Genomic DNA, 413 nt, shown 5'->3' with positions numbered 1-413 from the left:
GGCGGTCCGGACGGGACTCGAACCCGCGACCTCCTGCGTGACAGGCAGGCATTCTAACCAACTGAACTACCGGACCAGANGGGGACAGGATTTGAACCTGCGACCTTCGGGTTATGAGCCCGACGAGCTACCGAACTGCTCCACCCCGCGATAGTAATATTATAAACTTTTGATTATGCTATTATCTCACAGTTAAAATAACCGCCCCGATTTCGGGAAGATCATTCAAGCAGCTGCTCAATCGGTGCGCTGAAGTAATTCCTTCGAAGTGTTTTCGATCGTGCTCCACTCCGCGATAATAATATTAAANTTCGAACCCCTGCGCGGTTTGACCCGCCTGTCGGTTTTCAAGACCGATCCCTTCAGCCGGACTTGGGTATTCCTCCGAATAAATATGAAACTCATTTAATTTT

Annotated in this window: 1 tRNA gene; it reads right to left on the bottom strand. The window is 49.4% G+C overall.

Annotation, left to right across the window (positions count from 1 at the left end):
• Positions 1 to 2: 2 nt before the first annotated feature.
• Positions 3 to 76, bottom strand: a tRNA-Asp gene (locus ASU02_RS25430).
• Positions 77 to 413 lie beyond the last annotated feature (337 nt).

The sequence above is a fragment of the Cytobacillus praedii genome (assembly GCF_001439605.1).
GTDB lineage: Bacteria > Bacillota > Bacilli > Bacillales > Cytobacillaceae > Cytobacillus > Cytobacillus praedii.
The sequence above is the reverse complement of the archived record's forward strand: the minus strand, read 5'-3'. Positions and strand labels throughout refer to the sequence as shown.